The sequence below is a fragment of the Emticicia sp. BO119 genome, assembly GCF_013912375.1.
Lineage (GTDB): Bacteria > Bacteroidota > Bacteroidia > Cytophagales > Spirosomataceae > Emticicia.
This window is the reverse complement of sequence record NZ_JACETV010000008.1, coordinates 109991-136560: the sequence shown is the minus strand read 5'-3', so window position 1 is coordinate 136560 and position 26570 is coordinate 109991. Positions and strand designations below refer to the sequence as shown.

The 26570-nt window shown below is 37.3% G+C and carries 24 protein-coding genes; 15 read left to right on the top strand and 9 right to left on the bottom strand.

Annotation, left to right across the window (positions count from 1 at the left end; translation table 11 throughout):
* Positions 1-18: 18 nt before the first annotated feature.
* The 4 genes from H1R81_RS22170 to recJ all read left to right on the top strand — a co-directional run bounded on the left by H1R81_RS22170 (position 19) and on the right by recJ (position 4944).
* Positions 19-381, top strand: coding sequence for a DUF1304 domain-containing protein (locus H1R81_RS22170; RefSeq protein WP_181842940.1), 363 nt, complete (start codon positions 19-21; stop codon positions 379-381).
* A gap of 192 nt (positions 382-573) precedes the next feature.
* A complete protein-coding gene (locus H1R81_RS22165) occupies positions 574-1047 on the top strand; it encodes a hypothetical protein (RefSeq protein WP_181842939.1) in 474 nt (157 codons plus the stop codon).
* Between the two features lie 2 nt (positions 1048-1049).
* A complete protein-coding gene (locus H1R81_RS22160) occupies positions 1050-3194 on the top strand; it encodes a 3-hydroxyacyl-CoA dehydrogenase NAD-binding domain-containing protein (RefSeq protein WP_181842938.1) in 2145 nt (714 codons plus the stop codon).
* 34 nt (positions 3195-3228) lie between these two features.
* Complete coding sequence (gene recJ, locus H1R81_RS22155) at positions 3229-4944, top strand: single-stranded-DNA-specific exonuclease RecJ (protein WP_181842937.1); 1716 nt, start codon at positions 3229-3231, stop codon at positions 4942-4944.
* Between the two features lie 20 nt (positions 4945-4964).
* On the opposite strand, the gene H1R81_RS22150 is transcribed toward recJ, so the two are convergent.
* Together H1R81_RS22150 and H1R81_RS22145 are read right to left on the bottom strand one after the other, a co-directional pair.
* Positions 4965-5534 (bottom strand): DinB family protein, encoded by a 570-nt coding sequence (locus tag H1R81_RS22150; RefSeq protein ID WP_181842936.1) that lies wholly within the window; start codon positions 5532-5534, stop codon positions 4965-4967.
* Positions 5535-5626: 92 nt separating this feature from the next.
* Complete coding sequence (locus H1R81_RS22145; protein ID WP_181842935.1) at positions 5627-6211, bottom strand: Crp/Fnr family transcriptional regulator; 585 nt, start codon at positions 6209-6211, stop codon at positions 5627-5629.
* Positions 6212-6366: 155 nt separating this feature from the next.
* Between H1R81_RS22145 and H1R81_RS22140 the strand changes: the two genes are divergently transcribed.
* From H1R81_RS22140 to lptB, 5 genes are all read left to right on the top strand, one after another.
* Positions 6367-6873, top strand: a complete 507-nt coding sequence (locus H1R81_RS22140) for an RNA polymerase sigma factor (RefSeq protein ID WP_181842934.1) — start codon at positions 6367-6369, stop codon at positions 6871-6873.
* 4 nt (positions 6874-6877) lie between these two features.
* Complete coding sequence (locus tag H1R81_RS22135) at positions 6878-7423, top strand: hypothetical protein (RefSeq protein ID WP_181842933.1); 546 nt, start codon at positions 6878-6880, stop codon at positions 7421-7423.
* A 15-nt stretch (positions 7424-7438) separates the two neighbouring features.
* The gene (locus H1R81_RS22130; protein WP_181842932.1) at positions 7439-8323 is read left to right on the top strand and encodes a DUF4097 family beta strand repeat-containing protein; all 885 of its coding nucleotides are present in this window, start codon (positions 7439-7441) and stop codon (positions 8321-8323) included.
* Positions 8324-8336: 13 nt separating this feature from the next.
* Positions 8337-9764 carry a hypothetical protein gene (locus tag H1R81_RS22125; RefSeq protein ID WP_181842931.1) on the top strand — a complete coding sequence of 476 codons (1428 nt, stop codon included), beginning with the start codon at positions 8337-8339 and terminating at the stop codon, positions 9762-9764.
* 81 nt (positions 9765-9845) lie between these two features.
* Entirely contained in the window at positions 9846-10583 is a 738-nt protein-coding gene (gene lptB / locus H1R81_RS22120; RefSeq protein WP_181842930.1) for an LPS export ABC transporter ATP-binding protein, read from the top strand.
* Here lptB and H1R81_RS22115 read toward each other — a convergent pair.
* Entirely contained in the window at positions 10580-11299 is a 720-nt protein-coding gene (locus tag H1R81_RS22115; protein WP_181842929.1) for a hypothetical protein, read from the bottom strand. The two genes, lptB and H1R81_RS22115, sit on opposite strands and share 4 nt — an antisense overlap.
* A 170-nt stretch (positions 11300-11469) precedes the next feature.
* Here H1R81_RS22115 and H1R81_RS22110 point away from each other — a divergent pair, with 170 nt between their 5' ends.
* Together H1R81_RS22110 and H1R81_RS22105 are read left to right on the top strand one after the other, a co-directional pair.
* Positions 11470-16932, top strand: a complete 5463-nt coding sequence (locus H1R81_RS22110) for an alpha-2-macroglobulin (protein ID WP_181842928.1) — start codon at positions 11470-11472, stop codon at positions 16930-16932.
* 139 nt (positions 16933-17071) lie between these two features.
* Complete coding sequence (locus H1R81_RS22105) at positions 17072-17791, top strand: Bax inhibitor-1/YccA family protein (protein WP_181842927.1); 720 nt, start codon at positions 17072-17074, stop codon at positions 17789-17791.
* 234 nt (positions 17792-18025) lie between these two features.
* Here H1R81_RS22105 and H1R81_RS22100 read toward each other — a convergent pair whose 3' ends face one another.
* Genes H1R81_RS22100 through H1R81_RS22080 form a run of 5 tightly spaced genes read right to left on the bottom strand, consistent with a single transcriptional unit; the run spans position 18026 to position 21585 of the window.
* Complete coding sequence (locus H1R81_RS22100; protein WP_181842926.1) at positions 18026-19558, bottom strand: DUF4173 domain-containing protein; 1533 nt, start codon at positions 19556-19558, stop codon at positions 18026-18028.
* A 57-nt stretch (positions 19559-19615) separates the two neighbouring features.
* Positions 19616-19909 (bottom strand): transcriptional regulator, encoded by a 294-nt coding sequence (locus H1R81_RS22095; protein ID WP_181842925.1) that lies wholly within the window; start codon positions 19907-19909, stop codon positions 19616-19618.
* Positions 19910-19947: 38 nt separating this feature from the next.
* A complete protein-coding gene (locus tag H1R81_RS22090; RefSeq protein ID WP_181842924.1) occupies positions 19948-20559 on the bottom strand; it encodes a hypothetical protein in 612 nt (203 codons plus the stop codon).
* The gene (locus H1R81_RS22085; RefSeq protein WP_181842923.1) at positions 20556-20915 is read right to left on the bottom strand and encodes a diacylglycerol kinase family protein; all 360 of its coding nucleotides are present in this window, start codon (positions 20913-20915) and stop codon (positions 20556-20558) included. Before H1R81_RS22085 ends, H1R81_RS22090 begins: the two co-directional genes overlap by 4 nt.
* Positions 20890-21585, bottom strand: a complete 696-nt coding sequence (locus tag H1R81_RS22080) for a DUF1361 domain-containing protein (protein ID WP_181842922.1) — start codon at positions 21583-21585, stop codon at positions 20890-20892. Before H1R81_RS22080 ends, H1R81_RS22085 begins: the two co-directional genes overlap by 26 nt.
* A 464-nt stretch (positions 21586-22049) precedes the next feature.
* Between H1R81_RS22080 and uvrC the strand changes: the two genes are divergently transcribed.
* Positions 22050-23864, top strand: coding sequence for an excinuclease ABC subunit UvrC (gene uvrC / locus H1R81_RS22075; RefSeq protein ID WP_181842921.1), 1815 nt, complete (start codon positions 22050-22052; stop codon positions 23862-23864).
* 5 nt (positions 23865-23869) lie between these two features.
* Here the strand turns inward: uvrC and H1R81_RS22070 are convergent, their stop codons facing one another.
* A complete protein-coding gene (locus H1R81_RS22070; RefSeq protein ID WP_181842920.1) occupies positions 23870-24757 on the bottom strand; it encodes a serine hydrolase in 888 nt (295 codons plus the stop codon).
* A 268-nt stretch (positions 24758-25025) separates the two neighbouring features.
* Here H1R81_RS22070 and H1R81_RS22065 point away from each other — a divergent pair, with 268 nt between their 5' ends.
* Genes H1R81_RS22065 through H1R81_RS22055 form a run of 3 tightly spaced genes read left to right on the top strand, consistent with a single transcriptional unit; the run spans position 25026 to position 26427 of the window.
* On the top strand, positions 25026-25601 hold the full coding sequence (locus H1R81_RS22065) for an RNA polymerase sigma factor (protein ID WP_181842919.1): 576 nt from the start codon (positions 25026-25028) through the stop codon (positions 25599-25601).
* Positions 25602-25613: 12 nt separating this feature from the next.
* On the top strand, positions 25614-25925 hold the full coding sequence (locus H1R81_RS22060; protein ID WP_181842918.1) for a hypothetical protein: 312 nt from the start codon (positions 25614-25616) through the stop codon (positions 25923-25925).
* Positions 25926-25932: 7 nt separating this feature from the next.
* Positions 25933-26427: a Spy/CpxP family protein refolding chaperone gene (locus tag H1R81_RS22055; protein WP_181842917.1), complete on the top strand. Its 495-nt coding sequence runs from the start codon at positions 25933-25935 to the stop codon at positions 26425-26427.
* Positions 26428-26570 lie beyond the last annotated feature (143 nt).

Sequence of the window (26570 nt, the reverse complement as noted above, 5' to 3'; positions counted from 1 at the left end):
ACCTATAATACCTGACTAATGGAAATCCTATCTAAAATTCTGATTGGTGCAGTTGCCCTTGAACATCTCTATATTTTATACCTCGAAATGTTTGCCTGGACTACCAGAGGACCAAAGGTATTTAAAAACTTTCCTAAAGAGTTATTCCCTAAGACTATTTCGTTAGCAGCAAATCAAGGTTTATATAATGGATTTCTATCAGCAGGACTAATATGGTCTTTACTAATTTCAGATGTAGTATGGAGCAAAAATGTAGCTTATTTCTTTTTAGGATGTGTAATTGTGGCAGGTATTTATGGAGCTATTTCAGCAAGTAGAAGAATATTTGTAGTTCAGGCAGTACCGGCTATTCTTGCCTTACTCATAACCCTGTTGGCATAGCAAAAAAATATCCTAATACTGACTGAACGCCCTCTTTCAAATTAGTGTGCTTTCTACAAAAGATACAAATAATTTATTCACATAACAAAAAGTACTCCAGCTAAAATTTATATTACAGGCAAAACACCTTATACATAATTTTCTATATTTGCATGACAGTATGCTTGCATACTTTGTTGGAAACATATCCTTATGTTGAAAGAGAAAATAGAAAAATCAATTGCCTTTTTATCTGATGATTTGGCAAAACTACAAGACCCATTCTATATCATTGGTAGTTCGGCCCTTGTTTTGACCAGGATTCCCTTAGAAATAACCGACGACATTGATTTACTGACTTCATCTCGCGATGCCAGCTTTTTAAAAGAGCTTTGGGAAGCCAATAAAGTAAGAGAGTACACACCAGATGGTGCCCATAAGTTTCGTTCTGTTTTCGGAAGATTTCAATGGGAGAATATTCTGGTAGAAGTAATGGGAGATTTAGAAGTATTTCATCACGGAGAGTGGCAAATACTACAGATAACTGAATACTTTGAAATAAATATTAATCAACTATCTGTGAGAATACCTACCCTTAATGAACAGGAAAGGATATTCAGACTCTTTGGACGAAAAAAAGATTTAACAAAAGCAGATTTAATTTTAAAGCATAAAATTCAACCCTGAAAATGGAAATCAATTATAGAATCGAAAACAATGTGGCGATTATCAGCTGGAATATGACTACTTCGCCCATGAATGTATTAAATGATATTTCTATCCCTGAATTTGAATCACATCTTCAAAGTGCCTATACCGACCCAGTTGTAAAAGGTATTATTATTACCTCTGAAAAAAATGAGTTTATAGCTGGAGCTGATGTGAAAATGCTTTTAAAAAACAATGATAAAAACCCTTCTGAAACCTTTAAATTTTCTCTTGATTTTAATAATATTTTCCGTAAGCTCGAAACCTGTGGTAAACCCGTTGTAGCCGCTATCAATGGCACTGCCTTGGGTGGTGGCTATGAAGTATGTCTTTCATGCCATTATAGGGTTGCCTTAGATAATCCTAAAGCACAAATTGGCTTGCCCGAGGTGCAATTGGGTTTATTACCCGGTGGTGGTGGTACTCAACGTCTGCCACGTATTATTGGCATGGAGGCGGCTTTGATGCTAATGGTAGAGGGAAAACGGGTAAATCCCAAAGAAGCACTTGGCTATGGAATGGTAAACGATCTGGCCAATAGCAGAGAAGAACTCATGGAAAAAGCCATTAAGTGGGTATTGGCTAATCCGAATGCGATTCAGCCCTGGGATGAAATTGATAAGAAAACCGGAGCAATTAAAGCTCGTGAAAATTATAAAGTACCTGGTGGCAATGTACAATCTCCGACTGGTATGCGTACCTTTGCAGGTGGCACAGCCATGATAATGGATAAAACCAAAGGAAATTATCCAGCTCCGATTGAGATTTTGTCGTGTGTCTATGAGGGCTTGCAGGTAAATATGGATAGGGCTATTGTAGTAGAAGTAAGGCATTTTGTGAAGGTGGCCACATCAAAGGAGGCTAAAAACCTGATAGGTGTAATGTTTCTTGGTAAAAACGAAGCAGATAAAGGTGCCAGTCGCCCGAAAGATGTTCCTAAAACCGAAGTGAAGAAACTGGGAATTTTAGGCGCAGGCTTTATGGGCTCAGGTATTGCCTATGTTTCAGCAATGGCTGGTATTGAGGTAATTTTAAAAGATGTAAGTGTAGAAGGTGCCGAAAAAGGGAAAGATTATTCAAGAAATTTGATAAAAAAGGGTATAGAGAAAGGCAAAACAACAGTTGAGAAGGGCGAACAATTATTAAACCTGATAAAAACAACTGATAAGGTAGAAGACTTAAAAGGGTGTGATTTGATTATAGAAGCAGTTTTTGAAAATCGTGAATTAAAAGCCATGGTTACCAAAGAAGCAGAACCAATGCTGGCAGAGGGTGGCGTGTTCGGTTCAAATACTTCAACGCTTCCGATTTCAGGATTAGCAAATGCATCGGCAAAACCCGAAAACTTTATTGGCATTCATTTCTTTTCGCCTGTTGATAAAATGATGCTGGTGGAGTTGATTCGTGGAAAAGAAACCTCTGATTATGCTGTGGCATTGGCAGTAGATTATGTTAAAAAAATCAGAAAGACTCCGATTGTAGTAAACGATTCCAGAGGCTTTTATACTTCCCGCTGTTTCGGGACTTATACCTATGAAGGCATAGCTTTATTGAATGATGGGGTTGACCCGGTATTGATAGAAAATGCCGGGAAAAACGCAGGAATGCCTGTTGGAGCTTTGGCGGTTTCAGACGAAGTAGCACTGGATTTAGCCTTGAAAATCTCAAAACAAGCTATTAAGGATGGTGCTTTGGGAGAAAATGACCCTACATTTCAGGTAACCAAAATGATGGTTGAAGATCTGGATAGATTGGGTAAAAAGAATAAGAAAGGATTTTATGAATACCCCGCCGATGGTAAGAAGTACCTTTGGGAAGGTTTGGCAAAATATTTTCCGGTTTCTGATAACCAGCCAGATATGGAAGAAATAAAAAAACGTCTATTGTATCGTCAGGTAGTGGAATCAATTCGTTGCCTGGACGAAGGTGTGCTTATTACCCGGTTAGATGGCAATATCGGTTCTATTCTTGCCTGGGGTTTCCCGGCTTATGCAGGTGGCACACTTAATTTTCCCGATTATGTTGGAATAGAAACATTCCTGAAAGAGGCTGACCGCCTGGCTGATACTTATGGAGATCGATTCAGGCTCACAGCAAAACAGAAAGAATTAGTAAAAACTTTGTAATTACACGCTGTAATTGTACAATAAAGAGAGAGCAATGTTTGAAAAGAGGTGGTCATATAAACCTGTTCCTGACCGTGAGATAGTTATATCATTAGCTAAGGAAATAAGTGTGGAAGAAACCCTCGCCAGTATGCTGGTACAAAGAGGAATCAATGATTTTGAACAGGCAAAAGACTTCTTTCGCCCACAACTGCAACACCTGCACGACCCATTCCTGATGGCTGATATGGCAAAGGCCGTTGAACGGCTGGAAGAAGCCATAGGTCAGCAGCAAAAAATCATGATTTATGGTGATTATGATGTGGACGGTACTACAGCAGTTTCATTAGTATATGGCTTTTTGTCTACTTTCTATACTAATTTAGAGTACTATAACCCGGATCGCTATACAGAAGGATATGGCGTTTCTCTGCAAGGCATTGAATGGGCTGCTGAACAAGGGGTGTCATTAATTATTTGCTTAGACTGTGGTATTAAAGCCCAGGATAAGGTAAAAATTGCCAGAGAAAAATATAAGATAGACTTTATTATCTGCGACCACCATGAGCCTGACGATTATTTACCAGAGGCGATAGCCGTACTTGATCCTAAACGCAAGGATTGTCTGTATCCTTACAAAGAACTCACAGGTAATGGAGTTGGGTTCAAACTCCTGCAAGCCTACTGTTTAAAAAATAATATTGCCTTAGAAAAACTTTATGAATTTATTGATTTGTGTGTAGTAAGTATCGCTTCTGATATTGTGCCTATAACCGGAGAGAACCGGGTTCTGGCTTATTTTGGTCTGAAAAAACTTAATGAAAACCCAAGTATAGGCTTAAGAGCTCTTAAAGATGTAGCAGGTTTTACAAGCAATATGACTATTGAAAACGTGGTATTTATTTTAGGCCCACGCATCAATGCCGCAGGTAGAATCAAACACGCAAAAGCTGCTGTAAAACTTTTATTATCTGACAACTTTGATGAAGCAATAGCGTTTGCACATGAAATTCAGAAGCATAATATAGAACGTCGGGGACATGATACCCGAATGACCGAAGAAGCATTGGCTATGATAGAAAGAGATGACTGGTTAGCCAATACGGCTAAGACTACAGTACTTTATAGAGAAGATTGGCATAAAGGTGTAATTGGCATAGTTGCGAGCCGATGCATTGAAAAATATTACCGTCCAACCATCATTTTTACCAAGACTAAGGAAACCATGGCCGCAGGTTCGGCAAGGTCAGTATCGGGCTTTGATTTATACGCCGCTATTGAAGAATGTTCACATCTTCTCGAGCAATTCGGAGGACATAAGCATGCCGCTGGTATGACGCTCAATATTGATAATATTACCCCTTTTCAACAGGAGTTCGACAGAATAGTATCCAAATATATTACAGAAGAACAGCTAACACCTGTGATAGCCATAGACTTGAAAATAAGATTGGCCGATATCTCTCCCAAGTTTTTACGTATCATTAATCAGATGTCTCCCTTCGGACCAGAAAATATGCAACCTGTTTTTGTGACAGAAAACCTCACCCTAAAATATACCCCAAGAATAATGAAAGAAAAACACCTTCGTTTAGAACTTTTTGAGGAAGAAACAGGGGCAATTTTTACAGCTGTAGGTTTTGGTATGGTTGAAGAGCACTATCGTAGACTCATAGAACAGAAATATTTCAGAATTGCCTATCAGATTGAAGAAAATACATTCAATAATAAAACGACACTTCAATTGATGTTGAAGGATATTAAGTATTAGCCGATGTGTAACACACTGGCTTAAAACTGAAAATCCTTAATTATAGATAGAACACGCTTCGCCTGCTGAATATGTCTCTCATCATGGGCAATTATAAATTGAAACACATCACCAAGTTTCAGTCTTACCCATTTACTAATAGAAATGGGGATGCGTATGTTATCTAAATCAATACCTCGGGCTTGTTTAAGATAATTTAATAAGGTCTCCTGTTGCTCAATAAATTCTGCTAATACTGCATGAGCATGAAGGTTCATGGGTGGAATATGGTCTTTGAATGCCTTATATTTTTTGGTATTGGACGGCCGCATCATTTTAGTAAAATAACTGCCCAGCCAGGAGCCTTTAAAAAAGCTATTTAGCCCCTTGTTGGTATCTTTATTCAACGCATTCTTTATTTGTGGAAGATAGTAACGACCATAACTATTGAGATGTTCAAAGCATTGCGCAATGCTCCAGCCTCCGCTAACGGGAATTTGTAATAAAGCTGTTTCATTCAGGTTCTGAAAAGTGTGTATAGCTATTTGTAAATGCGTTTCCACTTCGTTTTCTAAAGATTCCAGTAATTGGAATTTATCAATTTTTCTCATTGTATTCAAAGATTTAATAAAGATTATGCTACAAAATTGAGAAGGCTTACCGACAAAAATCTTGGTAAATACCAACATTAAATTAACAAGAGCTAAATCTTTATTTTATTGATGAACTTACTGAAATTAGTGGCATCAATTCCTAAATAGTTAGCGAGGTATTTATGAGGTACTAATTGCAAAATATGTGGACTACGTTGAAGTAATTCTAAAAACCGCTCTTCGGATGAATAACATTGTAATTCTACTAGCCTTGTCAATAAACCAGATAAAGCATGAGTAATGCCTTGTCGGATAAGTATTTCAATAGCTGGTTTGCTTTGTATCAATAGTTGTAATTCTGAAAAAGGGACTCTTAAAAAAGTAGAGGGAGTAAGCGTTTCATAAAAATACCTTGATTCGGTTTCTAATAATAATGAGTCGAGTACCCCACCAAATGATGGGGGATAGGTAAAAACCAGGGTTGCTTCCCGGTTTTGTTCATCAAAATAATAGACCCTTTGCACACCTTCTACTACAAAATACAAATATTTTTCTTTTTCACCCATAGCAGTAATAATCTCCTTTCTTTTGGCCGAAAAAGGTTTCCATAGTTTTGCAAAATCTTCCCAGTCAGCATCAGACATCGGGTTTATGCCGGATACTAATTGTTTGAGTTGTAATATAGGGGTGGACATACCATTGATGATTTCAACAAATTTAGGCGTATTTGTTTACCTTCGAACAAATAAATATGCTTAGCTATAAAAATATCAAAAAAATATTCTTGCTAATACAACCATCTCACTTCCTTTATGGCACTTTAGTATAAAGTTGCATTAATCCGTTTTGAATGACTGAAGCTGAACTAATCAAGGCCTGTTTAGAGAACAACAGATTTGCCCAACGAGTGCTTTACGATCGTTATAAGCGAGCAATGTACACATTGGCGTACAGGCTCACTAATGACTTCGATGACGCCAACGATGTGCTACAGGATGCCTTCCTGGATGTCTTCAGGAAATTAGAAAGTTTCAGAGGGGATGCTACTTTAGGCGCATGGATTCGTTCCATCGTGGTCAGGAAAGCCTACCGGAAATTAGAAAGACCAAAAATGTGGCAGCTGGTAGAAGAGATACCTGAAGAAACAGCAATTGATTGGGGTGACGCCATTAATGCAGAATATCTCGAAAAGGCCATTCAGTCGTTACCGGAAGGTTTCCGAACGGTCTTTATCCTGATAGAAGTTGAAGGATACACCCATAAAGAGGCGGCTGAGATTTTAGGAGTATCAGAGGGTACATCAAAATCGCAGCTTTTTTATGCAAAAAAAAGATTAAGAGAGTTGCTTAAAAATTAAAACTATGTTTCAATTACCTGAATATGAGCCATCAGACGAAGTATGGAAAAGAATTGAGGCAGGTCTCAATAATGATTTCATGCAAAAAGCTATCAGTCAGCTACCAGAGTATGAGCCAGATGAAGAGATATGGAGTAATATCAACCGCGAATTAAACCAAAAGAAACCTAAATTAATTGTCTGGAAATGGGCTTCAATAGCAGCTTCAGTATTGCTGATAGCAGGAATACTCATCTATACTAAGCCTTGGAATACAACTGATATTAGCTATTCACAGGAAAAAATAGAAAAGCAATTGCTTCTGAGTTCAACCGACGATAGCCAGAAACAATATGAAATGATAATGGCCTACTGTAAAGAACAGACCTATGTATGTCAGAACCCTGAGTTTAAAGAGTTAAAATCAGAACTGGAAGATTTGAATGATGCAAGTATCCAGTTAAAAGAGGCAGTAGGTAACTATAATACCGAACCCGAACTGATGGCACAGTTGTCGACCATTGAACAACAAAAAGCTGATGTAATCAGAAAAATGGCAATGAAGATATAAATCCGTTTGATATAAATGAAGAAAATCAGAACATATATACACTTGCTAAAACCGCTGTTGATAGGTTTGTTTTTGTTACAACAGGCAAAAGCTCAGACTACCTTGCAGGTTGTTACCAAGAGTATAGAAAAGACATTTTCAATTACTCCGAATCTTGTAGTAGAAGCTGAAAAGGCTGATATTGAGCTGATTACCTGGGAAAAAGATAAAATACAGGCCAGGATTGAACTGATTGCCAAACACCCTGACAGAAACGTTGCCAAAAATGATTTAGAAATGCTGAAATATATAGCAGATAAAATGTCGGATAAGATTCTGCTGCGTAACTACTTGGTTGTTCAGAGCAATGCACAGAAACCAGGTTCTAATTTTAAAACAAAATATACCATTTATTTACCTGAAAATTTAAAGGTTACCATTCAGAACAGTTTCGGGAAAATATTCATACAAGGCAAGTATAGCCAATTAACCATCAAGTCTGAATTCTGTGTGCTTGACTTGCAAAAAGCGGAGGGTATTGCTAAAATGGAAACTTACTATGGGGTGGTACATAGCAAAAATTTTAGTGGAGTAAGCATGATTAAATCAGAACGGTCTGAACTCTTTTTCCAACAATTAAGTGGCATAAATATAATTAATGCACAATATGGTAAAATAGAAATTGAATCGGTAGTTAATCTTAAATCACTAACAATTAATGCTAAAAAGACCGAAATCAATCTGAAAATTCCATTGCAGAATCATGGTTTCAATCTGGAAACCAGATATGGGAAAATGTTTTTACCAGATGGATTCAAATGGGTGCAAAATACAGATAACACCAAAGCCGCTACCTATAATCTCTCAGCTATTTCTAAAATTAGTATTCAGAATTCGTTCGGGAATATCTCTATCAATTGATAAAAAACTTATTATGAGAACATATATTATATATATTCTTTTCCTTTTTCCACTATTGGTAATAGCGCAAAACGACAGTGTAAGCATACGATATTCGGAAGAAAAAGTAGAAAACTTTGAAAAGACAACATTGATTGATGAATACGAAAAAGCATTCGGTAATAACCGGGTTGTGAAGAGTAGTTTGCGAATAAGTCTTGCCGGAATACCTACCACTTATATATCCAGAAATCATCCTTATCCTATTAAAGATTTTATCAGAAGTTTAGACCCTATTATTCAATTTGAACAAAAAATAAGTGCAGATAAATCTCTGATTGTTAATTTTAGTAGCAATAGGGCAAAAGATGATTTATTCTGGAATTCCAATATTGGCTTAGAGGGAAGATGGTATTACGAGATGAAGAAAAGAGTAGCACAAGGTAAACAGCAACCAAATATAACCGGTAAGTATTTAAGCCTCAAAGCTGAAATAAACCCATATAGGGTCAATCCAAGGTTCGGAAATTTTTACGATTTTGGCTTTGGTAGTGGATATATAGTTTTCAGAGAAACTTCAACTTACCGGGTTAATTGGGGTTGGCAATTAGGAAATAATGTGAGTTACTGGGTTTCGGCAGGGGTAAAACTTGGCGATCGGGGTGCTGTAGATAATGAGGGTTTTTGGATTGATACTAATTTCTCTGGTAAGACTGCCACCACATGGTTTATTTCAAGCAATGCACAAGCTGGCCTGGGATTGCTTCTTCCTTTTAATAAAAGAACAGCTAATAATTTCTGTGATTTTCTTCAATGTAATTATGAGGTTAAGCAATTATTTAAGGTAAACTTAAATAATATGCTCTATATTGATAGCTATTTGCAGGCCCTAGGAGTAGATGTAGCTTATGAAAGGAAAATAGGTCGTTCTCCTTTTTCAATCAATTCAAACATAAAATCAGGGTTCTTTAACAGGGTTATTCATGCGCCAACGGGGGCTAAAATAGATAGTATCTTTAATAATGCGGGTATGCTACAGGGTTGGAGGACTCGTCAGACTTTTGCTACTGAAACAGATAATTTTTGGGCTTATAACTTTGAACTTGCGGAGCAGTTACGCTATTATATAGGTATGAAAAACCGGATTGTAAAAGGGAAGTCTGCAAATAATCTGAATGGTTTATATGTAGGGGTTCTTGGTAGTTATAAAGTTCAGAATCAATGGATTCACAGTTTTGATGGTAATAATTCTGTCTCAATTGTCGACTATAATACAAAAGAATTAAGTGGGGGATTAAGTGTTGGCTACCAGTTACAAACCAATCGCAGGTCTTTTTTGGATATAAGTACCGATATCCTGCGGCAAAGGACTATTCATCCGGCAAATAATCAAAACCCAGGAAGAGGTATAAATACAAATACCATTATCAATTTTTCATTAAAACTGGGTTTTGCCAGGTAAGGGTCATATTTAATAAATATTAACATGATTTCTGCAAAAAAGACGTTAGTTTTGCAAAAGAAATGGGTGTAATAGAAAGAAATGATTCTACGAACAGAAAACCTTATTAAAAAATACGGGCAACGCTTAGTCAATAATAATGTAAGTTATCAGGTCGGGCAGGGTGAGATTGTGGGGCTTTTAGGCCCTAACGGAGCAGGGAAGACCACTTCTTTTTATATGGCTACGGGTCTGGTAAAGCCTAATAGTGGTAAGGTATGGCTCGATGATCTGGATATTACTTCTCTGCCCATGTATAAACGTGCCAAATTAGGCGTAGGTTACTTGGCACAGGAACCCTCGGTTTTCAGGCAATTAACAGTTGAGGAAAATATTCTGGGTGTACTTGAATTAGCCAAACCAAAATTGTCAAAAGCCGAGCGAAAAGAAAAAACGGAATATCTCTTAGAAGAATTCAGCTTGACCCACGTACGTAAAAATAAAGGAATTGTGTGTTCAGGTGGTGAGCGTCGCCGGACAGAGATTGCCCGTGCCCTGGCTGTTGACCCTAAGTTTATTCTATTAGATGAACCCTTCGCCGGGGTAGACCCTATTGCCGTAGAGGAAATTCAGGGCATTGTAGCCAAACTCAAGCATCGTAATATCGGTATTCTGATAACCGACCATAACGTAAACGAAACCTTATCTATTACAGACAGAGCCTATCTGCTATTTGAGGGTAAAATTCTACGTCAAGGCACTGCAGAAGATCTGGCAAGTGACGAGCTTGTTAGAAAAGTATATTTAGGCCAGCATTTTGAGTTGAAACGTAAAATTTAGATAGTTTCTACCTCTTCTATAATACAAGCAATTGTATTCTCTTCCAGTTTTCTTATTTGTCTTTCTAATTCATCTACAAAAGATCTTGTAGGTTTTTCTTCTGTTTCTCTATATCTTACTGCTAATTCTTCTATTTTATTCCGTAATATAATTAACTGAGTTGTCTCAGTCTCCTGCTGTTCTTTCAATATATCAACTGTATGTCTTTGCAATTGATTAAACTCATTTACATTAATATTGCCCTTTAGCTTTTTCAGGCATTTAATTAATAGTTCATGCCTGTCTGATTTTGCTTCAATCAGTTCATTAGTATAATATTTTATCTGTTCGTAGTTCTCAGTTTCTAATAACCTGAAATTCACCAGCATAAATTTTGAATACCTGCTTCTGATAATAGGCAGGAATACCTCATTGGGGTGAGATTGCACAAAAGAACGATATTTCCGGTCAGCTTCTATTCGCTCTTCCTCCGGAAAATTCTCTAACGGAAACAAAATGTCCATCTCTTCCAGTAATTCATCATAATGAGCTCTTTGCGCTTTTAAGGCATAAAAAAACTTGGTGGTATTAGCATTATTAGCTAAATTAATGGGTTGAGGCTTAAAGCCGGAGCCATAGAGTTTTGAATGAAATTGCAAAAATTCGGATTGTGTTATCTCATCACTACAACTTCTTATGGATAAACTTAAGAAAAAAAATATGAGTACTTTTTTCATCTCTACTTTCTTTGACACATCAAATATAAATAAAATTCCGTCAAATAAATAGATGCGTCCTGCATTTTTTCGCTAAATAAAATAAAAGAAATATTTTTTGATTTGCTCTACAATTTCACGAATTTCCTACGTTAATTGTAGCGTTAAACACCTATTAAAACATCACTTCCATGAAGTCTTCACTATTCAGTTCCAAGACTAAATCATTAGGCTTGTTAAATATTTTCTTCTTTTCTTTTTTAGTATTTTGTACAACTATATATACCAGCAGTTGCTCAAAACTAAATGAAGTAGGTATCTCTGCCCGAAACTTTGAAGATGAAATTCAACAAGCTCAGAACCTTGTTTTTACTTTTAATAAGGACCTGGTGGAGGATACGGATCTGGATAACTGGGAGGCTGTAGAATACGTAAAAATCGAGCCTAAAGTTGAAGGGGTATTCAAATGGACAGCAAAAAATGAACTGGTTTTTTCACCTAACAATGGCTTCAAGCCTGCCACCGCTTACAAGGCTGTTCTTAGCAAACCATTGCTTCGCAAATCAGCTACTAAAAACTTTACGCTCGACAACGAAATAGTTGAGTTTCATACGCCATATCTGAAACCCAAAAAGATAGAAACCTACTGGATGAAAGGAGATGATGGTAACCCCACTGCCAAAGTAAGGATTGATTTCAACTACCCCGTTCAGAAGACTGAATTGAATAGTCTTGTGAAATTAAAAATAGAAGATACTGACAAAAACTTCATTGTTAGTAATACAGGCACTGACAATAAGATAGTGCTGGCTTTGAACGGAGTTGCTTCATCAAAAGATGAAACCCCTCTTACAGCCAGCATCGAGAAGGGCTTAAAGATGTCGGGCGGGGGAGCAAGTACCCAACAGACTTATACTGTAGAAGGCGTAGTGCCCTCACCCTATCATGTAAAGGTGATTGACGTAGAAACAGGTTTTGAGGGTAATCAGGGTTTTGTAAAGGTGATTACTACCCAGCAGATTATAGATGGAAAGCTGAAAGATTCTTATACCATTGAGCCAGCCGTAGAAACACAAACCGAAGTAACCGAAAATGGGTTTATTATCAAAGGTTTTTTCAGCACCACTGAAGCTTATACACTCACTATCAAAGATAATCTCAGAGGAACTATAGGCGCAAAATTAGATGGAAACTATACCAAAGATTTGTTCTTTGGCGAAATGCCGGCCAGCCTTGAATTTACTAATAAAAAAGGTCTGTACTTATCGTCTAAAGGTAGCCGGAATATTGGGGCCAGAATCACCAATATTCCTAAAGTAAAGGTAAAAGTATTGAAAGTGTATGAAAACAATATTCTGGCATACCTACGCAATAATCGCTACGAAGACTACTATTATGACGGCGAAAGCAGCGCTCCTAACGGCTATACTTATAATGACGATGGACAGGGTTTTTATAGTGATGTGCTGATGGATAGAACCATTGAAACCGGGAATTTGCCAAAAATTCATGGTACTTCGGTTTTAAATATGCCTTTGCCCGACCAAAGTAAATTAAGAGGAGTATATCTGGTTAACCTTAACTCAAACGATGAATATTATTTTAATGCCAGTAAACTGGTATCAGTTTCAGATATCGGAATCATAGCCAAGAAGTCAGATAATGGAAATGAAGTAATGGTTTTTGTTAACTCTATTATTGATGCGCAGGCAATGGCCGATGTAGAAGTAAATCTGATTAGCTCGAATAATCAGATAATAGAAACTCTGAGAACTGATACTAAAGGCGTAGTAATCTTTGAAAAACTATTGGAAAAAGCACCGAATTTCAATGTTGCTATGGTTACAGCCCGTACAGACGATGACTTTAACTATATGCTTCTTGAAGATACAAGGGTAGAAACCTCTCGTTTTGAAGTAGAGGGAAAGCGAGCTAATGCCAGCGGATACTATGCTTTTGTATATGGCGATCGGGATATTTATCGTCCGGGTGAAACAGTTCATTTCAATACTGTAGTAAGAGACAGTAAATGGGCTTCTGCAGGGGATATTCCGTTGAAGATTAAAATCCTGTTGCCCAATGGTCGGGAGTTTAAATCATTTCTTAAAAGTACCAATGCTCAGGGAGCAGTTGATACTTCAGTTCCTCTTGACCGTGCGGCTGTAACGGGTAATTATTCGATTGAAGTCTATAATGGAAATGATGTATTACTTTCCTCAAAGTCTATCAGTGTTGAGGAGTTTATGCCAGATCGAATCAAGGTAGATTTATCAGCAAAAGATATGTATCTGTCAGGTGAAACGATTTCGATGCAGGCTATAGCTACCAATTTGTTTGGCCCTCCTGCTTCGAACCGTAACTATGAAATGGATTTCAGTCTGAAAAGAAAAGTTTTCACGGCTAAGGGTTTTGAGAACTATAGTTTTGATATTCAGAACGATACAAAATTCAATAATGATGTGCGTCAGGGAGTAACCAACGAGAATGGTGTAGGTGCTCAGAATTTTGAGATTCCGGCTACTTACAAAGACATGGGTGCATTGGAAGGAAAAGTTTTTGTAACAGTTTTTGACGAAACCGGTCGCCCTCTCAACCGCTTGAAACGCTTTGATGTATTTACACAGCAAACGTTCTTTGGCATTAGCTTACCTGATTATTATGTAGGTACACACGTGCCTATGTCTATTCCTTTAATAGCACTCAATACCAATGGTAAAATACAGAGCAATGCCAGCGCAATCATCGATATTTACCGGATAGACTATCAGACAGTAGTTGAAAAAACAAATGGGGTTATTAGGTATAATTCGAGACGTCAGGAAAAACTGGCACAAACCAAAGAGGTTAATTTTTCTGGGGGTAAGGCCAGAGTAAAGTTTATTCCACAGGTGTCAGGCGAATATGAAATCCGTATATACCCGGCAGGAGCTGAAAGCTATGCTTTACAAAGATTTTATGCATATGGCTATGGGAGTACAGCTAACAGTTCTTTTGAAGTAAGCAATGAGGGAGAGGTATTGATGGAAATGGATAAAGAAAAGTATCAGGTAGGCGATAACGCTAAAATCCTTATGAAAACACCTTTTGCCGGAAAAATGCTTGTAACTGTAGAAAGAAATAAGGTTTTAGAACATTTTTATGTAGATACAGATAAAAAATCAGCAGAGGTATCGGTAAAAATTACAGAAGATATGCTGCCAAATGTCTATGTATCTGCTACCCTGATACGTCCTATGAAAGGTATAGATATACCGCTGACTGTAGCGCACGGTTTTGCACCAGTGAAAGTCGAAAAAGCAAGCAATCTTTTACCTGTGCAGATTATCACTGCCAAAGAATCACGCTCAAAACGCAAACAAAAGATCACAATCAGGAGCAAAGCAAATACAGAGTTGACAGTAGCAGTAGTTGATGAGGGCATCCTCCAGATTAAGAACTTCAAAACTCCTGATATTTATAACTACTTCTATCAGAAACAGGCCTTAGAAGTAAGCAGTCACGATTTATATCCATTCCTTTTCCCTGAATTGTCATTGTCGAGTAAAAGCAGCATTGGAGGAGATGGCTATAATTTAGAAAAAAGAGTTAATCCATTAAGTAACGGGCGTACTAAATTAGTGGCTATCTGGAGTGGTATCCTGAAAACCAATTCAGGTGGTGAAGCACAATTTGAATTTAATATTCCACAGTTTTCGGGCGATTTACGTATCATGGCAGTAGCCTATAATAAAGAGGCATTTGGCTCGGCCAATGCCAATATGAAAGTAAAAGATCCGATTGTGATAAGCACAGGTGCACCAAGATTCTTAAGCCCGAATGATGAGGTGATTATTCCTGTTACAATTACTAATACTACCAAGAGCAATACAACTGTAAGTACAGCGGTGAATCTGACCGGTGGACTGGTTTTACAGAGCCAGAATAACCAGTCAATTGCGATCCCGGCAGGAAAAGAAGTACGAACCTTATTTACAGTAAAGGCCCCAGCGGCAATTGGTACCGGTAGCATTGCCATAACCGTGAACGGCTTTAAAGAGAAATTTTCTGAGAGCACTGACCTGACTATCAGACCTATTACTTCGCTTTTGAAAACTTCGTTTTCTGGAGACGTACTGGCAGGAAAAACGGCCTCATTAAGTTTAGCTAACAATTATATGCTTGGTACCGCAGAGGCAAGCCTGTTAGTGAGTCGTTCGCCTATGGTACAATTTGCGAAAGAATTAGATTATCTTTTGGGTTACCCACATGGTTGTATCGAGCAAACGGTATCTAAGGCATTCCCTCAATTATACTTTGCCGATTTTACTAAAACCATTGCTAAAAAATCTAAATCAATTGGTTTGAAAGGAGATAATGATTGGAATCCACAATTTAATGTACAGGCCGCTATTCGTAAAATAGAAAGCATGCAGTTAGCCAATGGCGGGCTAAGCTATTGGCCTGGTAGTGAATACGAGAGCTGGTGGGGTACAATCTTTGCTGCTCACTTCTTATTAGAAGCTAAAAAAGCAGATTACGAGATAAACGAGAACAGCCTAAACCGGATGCTCGATTACCTGACTTCTAAAACATCTATGCAGGCATTGACTACAGAGCCGGAATATACCTATGTTGAAAATGGTACTTACAACACTCGTACGATTGCCAAACGTGATATGATTTACTCGCTTTATACGCTGGCGTTGGCAGGCAAGGCTAATCAGCCTATCATGAACTATTATAAATCTAATGAAAACCTGTTGACCACCGATACACGCTATATGCTCGGTGCAAGTTTTGCGCAGATTGGCGATGAAACAAGTGCCAAACAATTGATTCCGAAGGATTATATGATGGAAAATACGGCTAAAGAAACAGGTGGTAGTTTCTCTTCGCCTATTCGTAATCTGGCAATTTCGTTGAATAGTTTGGTAGAATCTGATCCTCAGAACTTGCAGATTCCGAAAATGGCGAGGGTATTATCACAGGCAATTAAGAATAATCGTTACTTGTCAACACAGGAGTCTGTATTCAGCTTTCTCGCTTTGGGTAAAATTGCCAAACGTAACGGACAGTCAAACGTAACAGCAACTTTATTGGCTGACAGTAAGCAATTAGCTAATTTCACAGGTGCTGAATTGTCATTAGATAAAGGGATAGCGGGAAAAACAATAACCATTGACGCTAAAGGCAAAGGGTCTCTTTATTATTTTGCACAACAAGAGGGCTTAAGCGCCACCGGAAATTATGTAGAAGAAGATAACTTCCTGAGAGTAAGACGTCAGTTCTTCAGTCGTACTGGTCAGCCACTTTCGGCTAATCAGTTTAAGCAAAACCAGTTAGTGGTCGTGAAAGTAAGTGTCAGTGGCACTACGCCAATAGAAAATGTGGTGGTGACAGATATGCTACCCGCAGCTTTTGAAATAGAAAATCCTCGCCTGAACGAAGACCGTGATATGACCTGGATAAGAAATGCCTCAACTCCTCAACACTTCGATATAAGAGATGATAGAATTAATTTTTATACTGCTGCTGATGGAACAGAGCGCAGTTTCTACTATTTAGTCAGGGTAGTTTCACGAGGTAAGTTCGTTATAGGTCCAGTATCTGCCGATGCCATGTATAATGGCGAATACCATAGCTATAATGGTGGCGGAACTGTAACGGTGGAATGATAATTATTTCAGAAGAGCAGAATAAACGAATATATATTCTGCTCTTCTGAGCTTGTTTGGAAATTCAGAAAAAGTGGTTTTATTTGTACTGATTTAAAAAGTATTTCAAACTGTTTTTACAATCTAAACAATTTTAACTATGGCTAATCCGGCATTTTCGGAAAAAACATTTACTAAAATCAACTTCGCACAAGAATACGGCGATGTGATGACAGTACAAAGCACCCTAACCAAAGTTGGTATTTTATTATTTATCCTTTTAGCTTCTTCTGCTGTATCATGGATTGGCTTACTGGAAGGCTGGAGTATCGCACCTATGCTTATTCCGGCTGGTTGTATCGGAGGTTTGCTATGCGCAATCGTACTGGCATTTAAAAAAGAATGGGCTCCACAATTAGCCCCAACTTATGCACTATTAGAAGGTCTGGCTATTGGTGCTATTTCGGCTATTTTTCAGGACTTGGCTTTTATGGCAGCAGGCTTAACTTTTGGTGTGGTGTTGATTATGTGGTTTTTATACAAGACAAAAATACTACAAGCTACACAACGCTTTATTTTTGGCGTAACAGCTGCCACGGGCGCTATTTTTCTGGTATATCTGGTAACCTGGATTTTAGGAATGTTTGGTATCAGCATACCTTATATTCATGAGGGAGGGAAGATTGGTATTATTTTCTCTTTGGTAGTAGTAACCATTGCTGCCATGAACCTTATTATAGATTTTCATCTGATAGAACAAGGTGCAGCCATGCGTGCGCCTAAATTCATGGAGTGGTATTCAGCCTTTGGCCTAATGGTAACCATTATCTGGCTTTACCTTGAAATTCTGAAATTATTAGCGAAAATCTCTCGTAAGTAGATTTAATCGCACTCAAATTATAGGAGCCTGCCCTCAAAGCAGGCTTTCTTTTTGTACATACATAAACAAAGAAAACACATATAAAGCCTATATGGATTTTGCTCACTAAACCCTAAACAAACTATTGATAGTCACTAAGCAATAACTTTCTTTATACCGTATAATGAGTGGCAGCCAGCCCAATTTTATAGTGTATTGATGTGTGGATTTAATAGTGAAAAATACTATCATTAACTAAGGCTGCATGGTGGCAGTAGGCTCTTCTAACTTTTTATTGTTAAAATATTCAACAGCCTTACTATTTGATAAATCCCATGAAACCCAAGTGTAACTTCTTTGCTCTGCCAGATACCTTCCTATTCTTTTATTTAATATATTAATTTGACCCATCCTATCATTTTCATCACTGTAAACTTGTTTAATTCTCTCAACTATTTTTTCCTTATTTTCATAAAGGATAGGAAGTGTTCTTGGTGATAATTCATATAAATATCGATAATCAAGATTCGTTGCATTTTGGGTACTTAAGTTATATCGGGCAATCATACTATCCCAATCAAAAATTGCCAGACTTGCTAATACAAAATATCCTGCCCAGCCGGCTTGTCTGAACAGATTGAAGAATGAGTACAGATTCTTGATTTTTAACCAAATCATTACCAGGCCTATTGAAGTCAATAGCAAAAATACAGCAACACCTATACGTTTGTGAGTAAGACCGTAATTGGTAATGTATTCATAGTTACGAAGCAATACTGATATAACCAGAATACCGTTTTGAATAATCCAGACATAGGCACTGATGACGAGCCAACGTTTGCCATCAAAAAAGTTAAGGTCTTTTCTGAAATAGTATAATAAAATGGCAATAGATAGCAAGATGCTTAAAATCAGCAGATAAGTACCTTCATGCACTAATTTTGATAACTCATGCGCCGATTTTAGGTCATTATTGATATTGAACCATAGGTAGCGCACATCAATAGCATTGATAATAAGTAGCAGTACATTTACCGAGCATATTAATATCAGAGCCGTTTTATATTCAGTTTCAAGTTTAATCACATCTATTTTTTCAGGCGTACGAATGGTATCAGCTTTGGAAGAAAGGCGATGTAATACATTGGTTCTGTCCCAGTTATACAAAACACTGATAATAAAAAATGTACCAATAGCCAGAAAGAATAAATGAGGGAAAGAAAAATTCTGAAAAAATGCTTCTATAGCCCAAAAGAAACTGGCAAACGAAGAATCTAAAATCTCTCCGAAAATCGGGTTGGCAAATTTAAAAATTACAACAAATATCGAGAATACAACAATCGGAATAATCAGTATAGTAGCAATTCTGTGAGTTTGCTTTAAATATTTGTTTTTATCGGTAAAGTAGCTGATACTTTCACCAAGCAAGATAAACTGCTCGAATGTAGTCATTAAGGCGTTTAGGCCATATTGCCACAAAGCCCCGCTGACAGTGCTTAACTGGGTACGGTGAAGCAATCCTACCAGGATAATAAAAGAGACAAAGTGTGCAAAAAAACTGATAAATGAATTGTAGACAATCAGCATAATGCCAGTGACGATTGTCAGGCTTAAAGAAATTTTTAGCGCCAGAGTATCGAATCTCTTATTGGAGAAGTAAACCAATGAAAGAATCAATAAACTATTGAATAGCAGAAGGTTAATACCGGGTTTTTCCTCCCAGAAAAAATAATTAAATACCGCAACCAACAAGAAAATGACTAAAAAACGAAATTTCGGGCTGTTCATAATATTGATATTTTAAAAGTACTTTGTTTTTCAAAGTTAAAGGACAAAAAAATATAATCAAGCACCTCGGATAAATTTTTCTAATTCATTCAGATGCTCGTTGAAAGCCTTTTTCCCTTCGTCCGTTACTGAATATACTGTGCTTGGTTTCCGACCTATAAATTCTTTTTTGAAAGAAATATAATTGGCTTCTTCAAGGGCGCGCAGATGTGTAGCCAGATTGCCGTCGGTTAATGCCAGAAGCTCTTTCATATTATTGAAAGAAAGTTCATCATTGACCATCAGCACCGACATTATTCCTAAACGGGCTTTGCTTTCAAATGCTTTATTAAAATTTTGTAATAAATTCATAATGTATCGGCAAGCAAATACTATTTGCCTGACAAAAACTATTTTGTTTCATACCTGAAATACACCACAGCCCCATAAATGATATGAAGCACACCAAAGCCTAATGCCCAGAATCTAAGATTCCATTGCGCCAAAAATAGTGCAATTAGACCAATAATGATTTCACTGATGCCTAAATAAAATGTGTCATGTACTGTATATCTGCTGGCATTAACTAAGGCAATGCCATAAAAAATCAATGTTGTCGGGAAGCATAACCAGAAAAAACCATGATAAAGCATAGCTATGCAAAAGGCACCTCCGGCTAAAAGTGGTATCAGCATACTCACCAACAAACGTTTTGAGGTTGAGTTCCATAACTTCAAACCTTGTCTTTTACCTCTGCGAATGGTAAAAAAAGCACCTGTTACCAATGCAGAAATAAGTACAATTATCGCATCTATCACCAATAAAGGAACTATTTCTTCTCGCACAACAGGATCAAATAAATGATAGAGACCATCCACATGGATTTTCTGATGTGCATACCATGCACCTGCTAAAGCACAAATACCTGCCGAAATGCCTGATAGTCCGCTAAGAGAAAGGAACTTAGAGGAACGTTCCATCATTGAGCGTATCTCTTTAAGCTGTTCAAGGTGTTCGTTCATAGTTTAGCTAATATTTTAGGCAAAAATATAATAATTCCGATAATTACTGCAATGCAGGAAATAATTAAAACTGCCGCAGCTGATAAATCTTTCACTTTTCCGATAATTGGATGCTGTGCTGTCGTCACAAAATCACATAATTTCTCAATAGCCGTGTTGAATGCTTCTGCCGCCCACACTAATCCGATCATGATACTTATAATTGACCACTCTGTATTGCTTAAACCTACCAGAAAACCTGTCAGAATTACTACAATTGTTGCAAAGAAGTGAAATCTGGCGTTATTTTCATGCATCAGTACCCAGATTCCCTGAAAGGCAAACTTAAAACTACGCAACATTTTTGGTACGTTCATACGACGGCGGAATCAACAGATTTAAAGAAATATATAATACCATAACTACTAAAGAAAACACCAGGGTTGTCTGAATAGCTAATGGGTTTTGCAATTCATGTAAAGATTTTCGAAACAGAAAAATCGGATCTGTAAATAAATCCCAGCTATTAAATCGGACAAACCGACCTAAATATAAACCAAAACCTGATAATACCACACTCACAGATAGCATACCCCAGGCCCAGAATCTGCTTGTATTTCTTTGAATAATCTGATGGGCTACATATAGTGAATACAAACCTGTAGTTAATCCGGCTAAGGCCACAATAAAGAAACTCACAGAATCAAACCATAAGATATGTCTATGAGATTCCGTCAGATGAATTAAATCTGTAATGATATAAGGTGAGTTCGGAAAAAACAGAAGCCACAACCCTAAACATAGATAAATAACACTTTTACGAAACTTTACAGGAATGTATTTTGAAGTTTGAGATCTTCTTGCGACTAAAGCAAAAAATAACGGAACCCAGGCTAAGAACAGATTCCATAACAGGTACATACCTCTTAATTGCTGTGTTTTAATAACACCTGCAATCAGAAGCACAAAACTCAGGAGTGTCAATAAAGCCAGACTCAAAGTTGGGCGGCTAATAGTAAAAGAGATAGTAATCTTTTTTAAATTCATGCATAAAAAGAACTTTGTAATACAAAGTAACTATAAATTTCAAGACTATCCAAATTTTCTTTCAGGATTTTTTCAAAATAAAAGCCAACCCATATGAGTTGGCTTTTCAATAATATTTTTTTAGCGAATGCTGTAAAGCAATAAGATAGAAAAAACTGAATTATAAGGGTTTGGACCATAAACAAACCAATCGTTAATCACAACAATCATTTGTTTTGCTCTTTAGACGTAATTTTTATAGAAAGTCACAAAAATTTTAAATTTTTTTGAAATTTATAAAAACATAATAAATGATAAAAAAAAGTCAAATACCCGAAATTCAGTCAATATTACTATTTATTAAGGCTTTATACTTAAATTGGTTCTTTGTTTAACAATATACCCATAAGTATTCGCTAGATTTTGAACACATTAACAAAGAGTACTGTTAATATTTAATTAGGGAGATAATATTGTAGGTGTCTATGTCTGAGATAAGTTTTGATTATAAAACCGAATTGGTGAGAGTGCCCGAAGAGCCGGGAGTATATCGTTATTTTGGCGACGATGGAGAAGTGATTTACGTAGGGAAAGCCAAGAATTTAAAAAACAGAGTAACCAGTTATTTTGCCAATTTTAATCGCCATGATAAAAAGACACGTCGTTTGGTAGTAAGTATCCGCAAACTGGAGTTTACGATTGTACCTACCGAATTTGACGCACTTCTGCTTGAAAACACATTAATCAAGAAGTATCAACCCCGCTATAATATTCTGCTGCGGGATGATAAAATGTATCCTTATGTATGCGTCACTAATGAGCGTTTTCCGAGGGTAATTACTACCAGACGTATAGAGGATAAGTCAAGAGGAAAATTGTATGGGCCTTTTGTAAACTCAAAAGCCATGTATGCTTTGCTCGAAATGTTCAGCCAGTTATATACCATCCGTACATGTAATCTGAATCTTTCGCAAGAAAATATCGATGCTAAAAAATTCAAGGTATGTCTCGAATACCATATTGGTAATTGTAAGGGCCCTTGTGAAAACTTACAAACCGAGGCAGATTATTTGAAAGAAATTGAACAGGTGCATAATATCTTAAAGGGTAATCTTGCTCCGGCAAAGCAATATTTTGAACAGCGAATGCAGGATTCAGCCCAAAAGCTGGCATTTGAAGAAGCACACCAGTTTAAACTGAAGCTGGATTTTCTCCAAAACTATCAGAGCAAGGCCACGGTAGTAAATCCTTCTATCAAAGATTTAGATGTATTCAGTATTACTTCTGACGAAACAACAGCCTATATCAATTACCTTAAGGTAATCAATGGGACAATTACACTAACGCAGACATTGGATGTCAAGAAAAAACTGGAGGAGACGGACGAAGAAATACTGGTGATGTTTATTGTTGAGTTACGCCAGCAATATGAAAGTACCACGAAAGAGATAGTAACGAATATCCCGGTTTCGATAGACATGAAAGCCGATATTTCTGTACCACAAATAGGGGATAAGCGTAAATTGCTGGATATGTCGTTGAAAAATGTGGTGTATTTCAGAAAAGAGAAAGCTGAAAGAGACGCCATTGCTGCCAGTGGCGCCACAAATAAACGTGATAGGGTATTGGTGAAACTCAAACAGGATTTGCAGTTAAAAAATCTGCCGCGTCATATTGAGTGTTTCGATAACTCAAATATACAAGGCACCAATCCGGTATCGGCGATGGTTTGTTTTATTAATGGGCAACCATCTCCCAAAGAATATAGACATTATATTCCGAGAACAGTGCAAGGTCCGAATGACTTTGCTACTATGAAAGAAGTCGTGACCCGCCGATATACGAGATTATTGGAAGAAAAAGCAGATTTGCCCGATTTGATAATCATTGATGGAGGTAAGGGGCAGCTTTCTGCCGCTTGTGAGGCACTTAAAGAAATAAGTTTATATGGCGAAATCCCGATTATAGGAATTGCCAAACGCCTGGAAGAAATCTATTTTCCGGAAGATACACTTCCATTATATATTGATAAAAAATCAGAATCTCTGAAACTGATTCAGCGTTGTCGCGATGAAGCCCACCGTTTTGGTATTACCCATCACCGCGACCGCCGTAGCCAGGGCTTCCTGATAAGTAGTCTGGAAAGCGCGCCTGGTATCGGAAAGCTAACAGCCACTAAAGTTTTGAAACATTTCAAGACCATTTCCAATATTAAGAATGCGCCAGAAGCAGACCTTATTCAATTAGTAGGCAAAGATAAAACGCATCGTATTAAAGAATTCTTGGAGAAAGAAAGCTAATCTTATCAGTATTGAAGACTATCATAAATCATTCGAGATATATCTGCGAAGGCATCAATACCTTTTTTCTCATCTTTCAGTTTTCTTGAAAGCAGAACTAAAACATATTTTCTTCCATCGGGCAGATACACAATCCCCGAGTCATTTTGAACACCAGTAATGGAACCTGTTTTATGAGCTACTTTTACTTCTTTGGGCAACTTTGCAGGAATTTTTTCTCTGAATTTCTGATCGAGTAAAATCTCAATCATATCCTCTGAATCTTGCTCACTCACTACTTTTTTCTGGGCAAGTTTTTCAAAAATCGTCATCAGATCGTAAGCCGTAACGGTATTGTTCATGCCTAATTTGAATGCCTTGCTATCCTCAACGCCACGCAATACCTGAATATCATCAGCACCTAATGTCCGCATGGTAGCATTAGCTTTTTTAGCATCTACCAAGTCAATCAGAATATTGGTAGCTAAATTGCTGCTTACGATAATCATCTGATAAGTAAGGTCGTAGATAGTCATTTTCTTGCCTATTTTCTTATACATTTCATCGGCGCTATCGTCAGTAATATCCAGGCTAAATGGGCTGCTATCAACTATACTTTTAAACTCATTTTTTACTACAATCGAATCTGATAATTTAAATTTCCCGGCTCTTGCCTGCTTAAAAATCTCTATCATCACCGGCGTTTTCATGGTGCTTGCCGCATGAAAATTGTCTTTTTCATTGATAAATAGCGTTTGCCCTGTCTGTAAGTCTTTAAAGGCTAAGGCAAATTCTCCCTCAACTGTACTGAGTTTTGCCTCAATGGTCTTCTTTAGCTGTTCTGATGTGCCTGTTTGAGCCATAGACTGCATGATGGTTCCAAGAAATAGAGTGATGAAATAAAAATTTTTCATTGGGTAATTTTAAATAAGTAAACACCTTGTACGCAAGATAATTGAAAATTATTGATTTTAGGAGTAAAATAAGTCATTTCGACGCCATGCAACGTTTTGTTGAAACTAATTATTCTGAAAGTTTCATAAGACTTTTTTACAGTTCAGATTTGGGAAAAAGCACGGAAGTGAAAGAAGGGTTCTTTAATAAAAGAAAAAATTTAATATAGTCCGCAAGTTTTCTCTAAATTCCGCATCTAAATTATTGTAAGCAATAAAACCGCGCTTGTTGGAAGAAAAAGCACTGATTATAGACCTTAAAAATGGCTCTGAGTTTGCCTTTCGTCATCTTGTAGAAACATTTCAGAACAAGGTGTTTAATACGGTGTTGTCTATCTTGCAGAATACAGACGACGCAGAGGATATTTCGCAGGAGGTTTTTATAGAAGTATATGAATCAATTCAACTATTCAGAGGTGAGGCTAAATTATCAACATGGATATACAGAATTGCGACAACAAAAGCTTTGGAAGCCTATAGGAAGCAAAAGACAGCCAAAAGATTTGCTTTTTTTACAAGCTTATTTGGCCAGGATAATGAAGCAATCCATCATCCGGCAACATTTGAGCATCCAGGTATTGAATTGGAAAACAAAGAGCGGGGCAAGGTCTTATTTAAAGCTATAGATAAACTACCTGATAACCAGAAGGTAGCTTTTACTCTTTGTAATATTGAGGGCTTAAGTTATCAGGAAATTGCGGAAGTGATGCAAGTATCACTTTCATCGGTTGAATCTCTTTTATTCAGAGCCAGAACAATTCTGAGGAAGCTATTAAAAGAGTATTACATGAATGAAGAAATATAAATGCCGGGAATAATGAAGAATACAGAAAGAGCTGAGCGGAAAGCAGACCAGACCTTAAAGGTTTTAGATGAACTCCAGAGAGCAGAGCCTAACCCCTTTTTCTATACCCGCTTGCAGGCGAGAATGCAGCAGCAAACAGAGAGACTACCTCGATGGGTCTTGAAACCTGCTTTAATATGGTCAGGTTTAGCGATTATTATCTTATTAAATATTGGCATGGCTATTAACTATTCAAAAAGAAATGATTACGGCCGGGACGAACAGAATGCGGGGTCATTTGCCGAAGAATATGGGCTGACCATTGATGAAGTTGATTCAAAATAATGAGCTTATGAAAGATACGAACAGATTCAGGATTTTGTGGGTGGCTGTTGCGGTGTTGGTTGTACTTAATATGGGCATGATAGCCTGGTTTACTTTTTTTGCCCATAGACAACCCCCCCCACAAAGACTCTTCTTGGAAAAAGAATTAAACTTTGATGAAAAACAGAAAGAAGACTATCGGGTAATGCGTGAAGAACATTTCTTGAAGGCAAGGGCACTCAGAGAACACATAAAAATACTGAAAGAAGCTTTTTTTAAATCAATTGCAGATAGTAGCCTGTCAGACGATGAGCTCCGGAAAAGAGCTTTGGACATCGGCACTGAAGCAAGTCAGTTAGACTTACTAACCTTTAAGCACTTTCGGGATGTTCGTCAAATATGTACTTCTCAGCAAAAGGAAAAGTTTGATGAAATCATTGAAGAGGTTTTAAGAGGAATGGATCGGCAAGGGCCTCCGCCACGTAGAGAACACCCTGACGCCCCACCGCCTCCCGATAGATAGTATAGTTAAAACATTGATTATTAAATGATTGTAATTTTTTTAGAAAATTTCATTTTCAGCGCAAGTTTTTTTTCATTATTACATCTAAACCCTTATAAAACAAAAAATCAGACTCTATGAATTGACCTTTACAAGTAAAGCCG

Bases quoted from the DNA above. Each gene is read 5' to 3' on its own strand.
- H1R81_RS22170 (WP_181842940.1), top strand. From the start codon at position 19: ATGGAAATCCTATCTAAAATTCTGATTGGTGCAGTTGCCCTTGAACAT.
- H1R81_RS22165 (WP_181842939.1), top strand. From the start codon at position 574: ATGTTGAAAGAGAAAATAGAAAAATCAATTGCCTTTTTATCTGATGAT.
- H1R81_RS22160 (WP_181842938.1), top strand. From the start codon at position 1,050: ATGGAAATCAATTATAGAATCGAAAACAATGTGGCGATTATCAGCTGG.
- recJ (WP_181842937.1), top strand. From the start codon at position 3,229: ATGTTTGAAAAGAGGTGGTCATATAAACCTGTTCCTGACCGTGAGATA.
- H1R81_RS22150 (WP_181842936.1), bottom strand. From the start codon at position 5,534: ATGAGAAAAATTGATAAATTCCAATTACTGGAATCTTTAGAAAACGAA.
- H1R81_RS22145 (WP_181842935.1), bottom strand. From the start codon at position 6,211: ATGTCCACCCCTATATTACAACTCAAACAATTAGTATCCGGCATAAAC.
- H1R81_RS22140 (WP_181842934.1), top strand. From the start codon at position 6,367: ATGACTGAAGCTGAACTAATCAAGGCCTGTTTAGAGAACAACAGATTT.
- H1R81_RS22135 (WP_181842933.1), top strand. From the start codon at position 6,878: ATGTTTCAATTACCTGAATATGAGCCATCAGACGAAGTATGGAAAAGA.
- H1R81_RS22130 (WP_181842932.1), top strand. From the start codon at position 7,439: ATGAAGAAAATCAGAACATATATACACTTGCTAAAACCGCTGTTGATA.
- H1R81_RS22125 (WP_181842931.1), top strand. From the start codon at position 8,337: ATGAGAACATATATTATATATATTCTTTTCCTTTTTCCACTATTGGTA.
- lptB (WP_181842930.1), top strand. From the start codon at position 9,846: ATGATTCTACGAACAGAAAACCTTATTAAAAAATACGGGCAACGCTTA.
- H1R81_RS22115 (WP_181842929.1), bottom strand. From the start codon at position 11,299: ATGAAAAAAGTACTCATATTTTTTTTCTTAAGTTTATCCATAAGAAGT.
- H1R81_RS22110 (WP_181842928.1), top strand. From the start codon at position 11,470: ATGAAGTCTTCACTATTCAGTTCCAAGACTAAATCATTAGGCTTGTTA.
- H1R81_RS22105 (WP_181842927.1), top strand. From the start codon at position 17,072: ATGGCTAATCCGGCATTTTCGGAAAAAACATTTACTAAAATCAACTTC.
- H1R81_RS22100 (WP_181842926.1), bottom strand. From the start codon at position 19,558: ATGAACAGCCCGAAATTTCGTTTTTTAGTCATTTTCTTGTTGGTTGCG.
- H1R81_RS22095 (WP_181842925.1), bottom strand. From the start codon at position 19,909: ATGAATTTATTACAAAATTTTAATAAAGCATTTGAAAGCAAAGCCCGT.
- H1R81_RS22090 (WP_181842924.1), bottom strand. From the start codon at position 20,559: ATGAACGAACACCTTGAACAGCTTAAAGAGATACGCTCAATGATGGAA.
- H1R81_RS22085 (WP_181842923.1), bottom strand. From the start codon at position 20,915: ATGAACGTACCAAAAATGTTGCGTAGTTTTAAGTTTGCCTTTCAGGGA.
- H1R81_RS22080 (WP_181842922.1), bottom strand. From the start codon at position 21,585: ATGAATTTAAAAAAGATTACTATCTCTTTTACTATTAGCCGCCCAACT.
- uvrC (WP_181842921.1), top strand. From the start codon at position 22,050: ATGTCTGAGATAAGTTTTGATTATAAAACCGAATTGGTGAGAGTGCCC.
- H1R81_RS22070 (WP_181842920.1), bottom strand. From the start codon at position 24,757: ATGAAAAATTTTTATTTCATCACTCTATTTCTTGGAACCATCATGCAG.
- H1R81_RS22060 (WP_181842918.1), top strand. From the start codon at position 25,614: ATGAAGAATACAGAAAGAGCTGAGCGGAAAGCAGACCAGACCTTAAAG.
- H1R81_RS22055 (WP_181842917.1), top strand. From the start codon at position 25,933: ATGAAAGATACGAACAGATTCAGGATTTTGTGGGTGGCTGTTGCGGTG.